Raw genomic sequence first — 5,763 nt, 5'->3', positions numbered from 1 at the left:
GTAGGGGAGTAGGGGAGTAGCCAGCCACTATTCACGTTCACAATTCCATCCCCATTCGCTATTCACTGCTCACCATTCCCCTATTCCCCTATTCCCTTACTCCCCTAGGATTGCCATCATGCAACTCAGTCTCGACCAGGCAAAAGGACTGTGCCGGATGGCGGCACTTGGCGCTGGCGCCAATGAGGAAGCGGCACAATCGCTCACTGCTTCGATCATATCAGCCGAGGCCGAAGGGCTTTCCTCGGTCGGTCTGTCGCATTTCATCGACTATCTCGAGGCGCTGGAAGCCGGACGCATCGACGGCAATGCCGACCCGGTGATCACCCGGCCGGCGCTTGCGGTCTATCTCTCCGATGCACGCCGGGGGCTGGCGCATACCGGCTTCGACCGCACTATCGACGACCTCGCCAAGGCGGCAAAGCTGTTCGGCGTCGCCATCTTCTCGCAGAAGAACGCCTATACATGCGGCGCGCTCGGCTATTTCACCGGAAGGCTGGCAACACTCGGGCTGGTGTCGTTCGCCGCCACCAACGGCCCGGCCGTACTTGCCGGCTCGGGCTCGGTCAAGCCAGTCTACTGCACCAACCCGATGTCGTTTGCCGCCCCCGCCGCCGACGGGGCGCCGCTGGTCATCGACCAGTCGTCGAGCGCCACCGCTTTCGTCAACATCCGCAAAGCGGCCGAGGAGGGCAAGACGATCCCTGAAGGCTGGGCGCTGGACGCCAGCGGCAACCCGACCACCGATCCCGCCGCCGCCATGAAGGGCGCAATGCTCGCCTTCGGCGGCCAGCGCGGCGCCAACATCGCGCTGATGGTCGAGGTGCTGGCGGCGGGCCTGTCGGGCGCCAACTGGTCGCTCGACGCGCCATGGTTCAGCGGCGGGCCGGACAGCCCCGGCACGGGACTATTCGTGCTTGCTATCGAACCCAAGCTGCTCGATCCGGATTTCGAGCAGCGGATGAAGGACCAGCTCGACCGGCTGCGGCGGCGCTTCGGTGTGCATGTGCCCGGTCGTGCCCGCGCAGAGGCCGCCGAGAAGGCGCAAGCGCGGGGCATCACGGCATCCAAGGCGGTGGTGCAGCGCATTTCCGAATTCGCCGCACGCTATTCTTCCTGAATAGTTTTTTATATCAAATAGTTATCTGAAATCTGCCCGCCGCAGGCGCGGCGCGGTGCGATTTTCTTTGCGCGCTGCTGAACCTTTCCGCGCCTTGCTGCGACCCAGCTTTGTCCAGGGCAAGGCGAGCTTGCCCGATCCACACCGGGGGAAGCAGCAAACCGAAATCGAAAGCCTGCATCACGCGAAGGCCGGTCCTTCGCGCCTCGGAAACCTCAACCCAAATCAAAGGAAATTGTCATGACCAACACCAAGATCACCATGCTGACCGCCGTCCTTCTGCTCGGCTCGTTCATGGGTGCCACACAGGCAGCCACCCTGAAGGCCGCGCCGGCCAAGCCGACCAGCCCGGGTGTCATCGCCGCCCCGAGCGGCGGCGCCACCGAAGACCATTACTGCAAGAACGGCCATGCAAAATTCGCCAATTGCAGCGCCGATTTCGTCGCCGCCTGCAAGAAGGTTGGTGGCACCATGTCGGATGTTCAGGGCTGGGGTGGGCGTACTTGCTTCACGCCCTCCTGATACCGTCTCAGGTCAGGCCGCTCCGTCGGCCCCTGACTTCGCATGGATGTCACCCGGAAAACCCCGCTTCGGCGGGGTTTTCTGCGTTTTGACGCACAATGAATAAAACATTCTTGTTTTGGTCAACTTTTGTTTATTTGACTTCGGCCGACCCGACCGGCCGTTTGCGCTGATTGAGCAAAACAGAGGAGCTATAATGTCGGCAAGCACGGACAACCCCCGCAACGCCCTTGTCATCCCGGTCCTTGGCAGGTTTTACGCGGCTCTGCACGATGGTGCCGAAACCGTTCTTCGCGTCGTCGCCGGCGGGTTTTTCGCCATCCATGGTTCGCAGAAGATCACCAATCCTTTCGGCGCTGCCGAGATGGTCGAGGGTCTCGGTTTCTATCCGGGCGCGTTGTGGTCGTTGCTTCTGGCCTGCACTGAATTCTTCGGCGGCATCTTCATTGCCATCGGGTTTTTGACGCGGCCGGCCGCCTTTGCCGGCCTGTTCGTGCTGCTGGTCACGGTCTGGTTCCACTGGGTCACGATGGACCAAGGCTATTCGGGCGCGGAAAAGTCGCTGCTTTGGGCGGCGATCCTGCTCTTCTTCGTCATTCGCGGCGGCAACCGCCATTCGGTCGACGCCCGTATGGGCAAAGCGTTCTGACAGGCTGATAGCGACGACGCGTCGCCCTTTGCCTTTGGCACGAAACGGATTATGAAACGGCTTCAGCCAAGCTTGCGAGCGCCGGAGCCAGCCATGACCGAAATCCTGCAGACCCCAAAGCTCGTCGTCGTCTTTGGCGGGTCAGGCTTTGTCGGCCGCCATGTCGTGCGCGCGTTGGCCAAGCGCGGCTATCGCATCCGGGTCGCCTGCCGGCGGCCCGATCTTGCCGGCCATTTGCAGCCGCTTGGCAATGTCGGCCAGATCCAGCCGGTGCAGGCCAATGTGCGCGTGCGCTGGTCGGTAGACCGCGCCGTGCAGGGCGCCGACCACGTCGTCAATCTGGTCGCCATCCTGCATGAGAGCGGCCGGCAGAAATTCTCCGCCGTGCACGAGTTCGGCGCCCGCGCAGTGGCCGAGGCCGCACGCTCGGTCGGCGCCGGCCTGACCCACATTTCTGCGCTTGGCGCCGATCTGGACTCCGAATCAGACTACGCGCGCACCAAGGCGCTTGGCGAAAAGGCTGTGCTGGAGACGATCAAGGACGCCGTGATCTTCCGGCCGTCGATCAATTTCGGACCCGAAGACGGCTTCTTCAACCGCTTCGCCAACATGGCGCGCTATTCGCCGGTGCTGCCGCTGATCGGCGGCGGCCAGACCAAGTTCCAGCCGGTCTATGTCGGCGACGTGGCCGAAGCGGTGGCGCGCTCGGTCGACGGCAAGGTGGATGGCGGCCAGATCTATGAACTTGGTGGACCGAAGGTGCTCACCTTCAAGCAGTGCATGGAAGAGCTGCTCGACGTGATCGAGCGCAAGCGGCTGCTGGTGCCGGTGCCGTGGTGGGTGGCCAACATCCAGGCCTCGATCCTCGGTCTGTTGCCCAATCCGCTGCTGACCAAGGACCAGGTGACGCAGTTGCGCGAGCACAACATCGTTTCGGACGCCGCCAACAAGACCAACAGGACGCTTGCAGGGCTCGGCATCCAGCCGCAATCGATCGCGACGATCCTGCCCAGCTATCTCTGGCGCTACCGCGCCGCCGGCCAGTTCCAGCAACGCAAGCCTGCTGCTTAATTTATCACAACCGTCTGAAGCTGTGTCTCATGCCTGTCGCGGCGTGACCCGCATCGGCAGACCGCCTTGCGGCTGCGTGGTCAGTTTCTGTACAGGCCAGGGTTTGGTTTCGGCTGTCGTGTCGAAGCGGAAGCGCGACAGCATGATCGCCAGCGCGATGATCGCCTCCTGCATGGCGAAGCTGGCGCCGATGCAGACGCGCGGACCCGCGCCAAACGGCAGATACTGGAAGCGGTCGATCTTTTCGCGATTTCCCGGATGGAAGCGCTCCGGCAGGAAGGCATCCGGCCGGTCCCACAGTTTCCTGTGGCGATGCACGACCCAGGGCATCACCAGCACCGCGGCGTGCTTGGGGATATGAAGATCCTTCCACATTTCCGGTTCGATCGGCTCGCGGTTGATCGACGGCGCCGGCGGATACAGCCTGAGCGCTTCGTCGAAAGCCGCACGCGTGAACGGCATGGCATCGAGCCATTTCGTCGGATCGGGCTCGCGCGCCAACACCTGGTCGATCTCCTGCTCGACCCGGTCGCGCTCCCACGGCGATTCAGCCAGGCAATACAGTGTCCAGCCCAGAGCCCGCGCGGTCGTCTCATGGCCGGCGCCGATGAAGGTGATGATGTTGTCCTCTACCTCGGCCCGCGTCAGTCCATCGGGTCCCTCGGCCTTGAGCAGCAGCGTCAGGAAATCCTGCGGCACGGCATCGGGGTCGCGCTTGAATTTCGCTTCGCGCATCTTGACAGTGTCGGTGACGATCTTGCGGAAATAGGCCATGGTCTTGCGGCCGCGGATACGGGTCAGCCTCGGCAGCCAGTCGGGCGCGCGCAACAGATCGAGCGGATCGACGCGACCCATGGTCTCGAACAGGCGGTCGATCTCGTTGGCGAAACTGCCAGGCTCGCCCGATATCTCGCCGGAAAACAGCGTCTCGGCCAGGATGTCGTAGGTGAGCAGCGTCATGTCATGGGCGATGTCGGACGTGCCGCCGTCTTCGTAGCGGGCGACGAAGTCCAGCGTGCGTCTCAGCATCGGCTGGGCGAAGCCGAAGATGTGGCGCGGCGTGAACACCGGCGCCATCGCCTTGCGCGACCGCTTCCAGACCTCGCCCTCGGCGGTCAGCAGGCCATCGCGCAGGATCGGCCGCAGGATCTTCTGACGCACCGTCGCCATCTTGTAGTTCCTGGCATTGTCGACCAGCACATGGCGGATCAGGCCGGGATCATTGGCGACGATCAGATGTCCACCAACACCACTGGCCGAGATCCACGGCTCGTTGTAGGTGTGCTCACCCCACAATTCGAGCGGGTTGCGGTAGACGATGCGGATCATCTCCAGCGTCGAGGGCGGCGTGGTGCGCGGCTTCGGCGCCGGGGGAATGAAGGGGGCGGGCTGGATGTCCATGGGCTGCTCCGCTGATACCCCAATGTAATGGCTGGCAATGCGGGCGTCCATGTGACCGAACGGCAGGCGCAAATATACAGCCCGAGGCGTCACAGCAGGCGATCCGTTCAGCCGATTGTGACCGCCTCCATGGCGGTGCCGCCTTGTCCGCGGCCGTGTCCTGCCGTAGGTCACCAACAGATACCGCCAGACCTAGGAGCCCGCCTTGAAGCACCAGTTGAACATCATCATCGGCAGCACGCGGCCAGGCCGCGCCGGACCGGTTTTTGCCGAGTGGCTGGAGACGTTCGCGCGCGAGCATGGAAAATTCGAGCCGGTACTGACCGACATCGATACGTTCAAGCTTCCGGTGCTGGACGAACCGCACCATCCAAGGCTCGGCAATTACAAGAACGACCATACCAAGGCCTGGTCGAAAGCGATCGATGCCGCCGACGCCTTCGTCTTCGTGGCGCCGGAATACAATTATTTCGTGGCGCCGGCGATCGTCAACGCGGTCGATTATCTCTCGCGTGAATGGAAGTACAAGCCTGCAGCCATTTTCAGCTATGGCGGCGTCTCCGGCGGCCTGCGCGCGGCGCAAGCGCTGAAGCCGTTGCTGACATCGGTCGGCGTCATGCCGATCTCGGAAGGCGTCGCGCTGCCGATGTACCAGAAACTGCTCGATGAGAACGGCGCTTTCAACGCCAGCGAACAGGTGCAGGGCGGAGCCAAAACCATGCTCGACGAGCTGTTGCGCTGGAGCGAGGCGCTGAAGCCGCTGCGGGGCGCTTGAAAGTGGCGGCTTTTCACCAAAAGCCTTGCTTGCTCATGCGATAAAGAGGTGGAATGTTCGCGCAAATGGACAAGCCGGGGGGCGGTTCGACTTGCGCTTGCTTTTTGCCTTGCTGCTGATGCTCATGAGCACCGCCGCCGCGGTGGCTGAGCGACGCGTGGCTTTGATCATAGCCGAGGACGGCTACCGCCTGGTTCGGCCGCTCGCCAATCCGGTCCATGACGG

At 63.0% G+C, this 5,763-nt stretch carries 7 protein-coding genes; 5 read left to right on the top strand and 2 right to left on the bottom strand.

Going from position 1 to position 5,763, the window contains the following annotated elements:
* Window positions 1–118 precede the first annotated feature (118 nt).
* The 4 genes from EN984_RS20230 to EN984_RS20215 all read left to right on the top strand — a co-directional run bounded on the left by EN984_RS20230 (window position 119) and on the right by EN984_RS20215 (window position 3,362).
* Entirely contained in the window at window positions 119–1,120 is a 1,002-nt protein-coding gene (locus EN984_RS20230) for an Ldh family oxidoreductase (protein WP_164749058.1), read from the top strand.
* Between the two features lie 240 nt (window positions 1,121–1,360).
* Entirely contained in the window at window positions 1,361–1,642 is a 282-nt protein-coding gene (locus EN984_RS20225) for a hypothetical protein (RefSeq protein ID WP_127270320.1), read from the top strand.
* Window positions 1,643–1,838: 196 nt separating this feature from the next.
* Window positions 1,839–2,291, top strand: a complete 453-nt coding sequence (locus EN984_RS20220; protein WP_127270318.1) for a DoxX family protein — start codon at window positions 1,839–1,841, stop codon at window positions 2,289–2,291.
* A gap of 93 nt (window positions 2,292–2,384) precedes the next feature.
* Window positions 2,385–3,362, top strand: a complete 978-nt coding sequence (locus EN984_RS20215; protein WP_127270317.1) for a complex I NDUFA9 subunit family protein — start codon at window positions 2,385–2,387, stop codon at window positions 3,360–3,362.
* Between the two features lie 27 nt (window positions 3,363–3,389).
* Here EN984_RS20215 and EN984_RS20210 read toward each other — a convergent pair whose 3' ends face one another.
* Window positions 3,390–4,763, bottom strand: coding sequence for a cytochrome P450 (locus EN984_RS20210; protein ID WP_127270315.1), 1,374 nt, complete (start codon window positions 4,761–4,763; stop codon window positions 3,390–3,392).
* A 205-nt stretch (window positions 4,764–4,968) separates the two neighbouring features.
* Between EN984_RS20210 and EN984_RS20205 the strand changes: the two genes are divergently transcribed.
* On the top strand, window positions 4,969–5,538 hold the full coding sequence (locus EN984_RS20205; protein ID WP_127271840.1) for an NADPH-dependent FMN reductase: 570 nt from the start codon (window positions 4,969–4,971) through the stop codon (window positions 5,536–5,538).
* A gap of 13 nt (window positions 5,539–5,551) precedes the next feature.
* Here the strand turns inward: EN984_RS20205 and EN984_RS38240 are convergent.
* Window positions 5,552–5,763, bottom strand: a 212-nt coding sequence (locus EN984_RS38240; RefSeq protein ID WP_206517449.1) for a hypothetical protein, incomplete at its 5' end; no start/stop codon positions are given.

Origin of the sequence: Mesorhizobium sp. M7A.F.Ca.CA.004.12.1.1, assembly GCF_003997835.1 — a bacterium.
Classification (GTDB): domain Bacteria; phylum Pseudomonadota; class Alphaproteobacteria; order Rhizobiales; family Rhizobiaceae; genus Mesorhizobium.
Note: the sequence above shows the minus strand (reverse complement) of the source record. Positions and strands in the feature narration are given on the sequence as shown.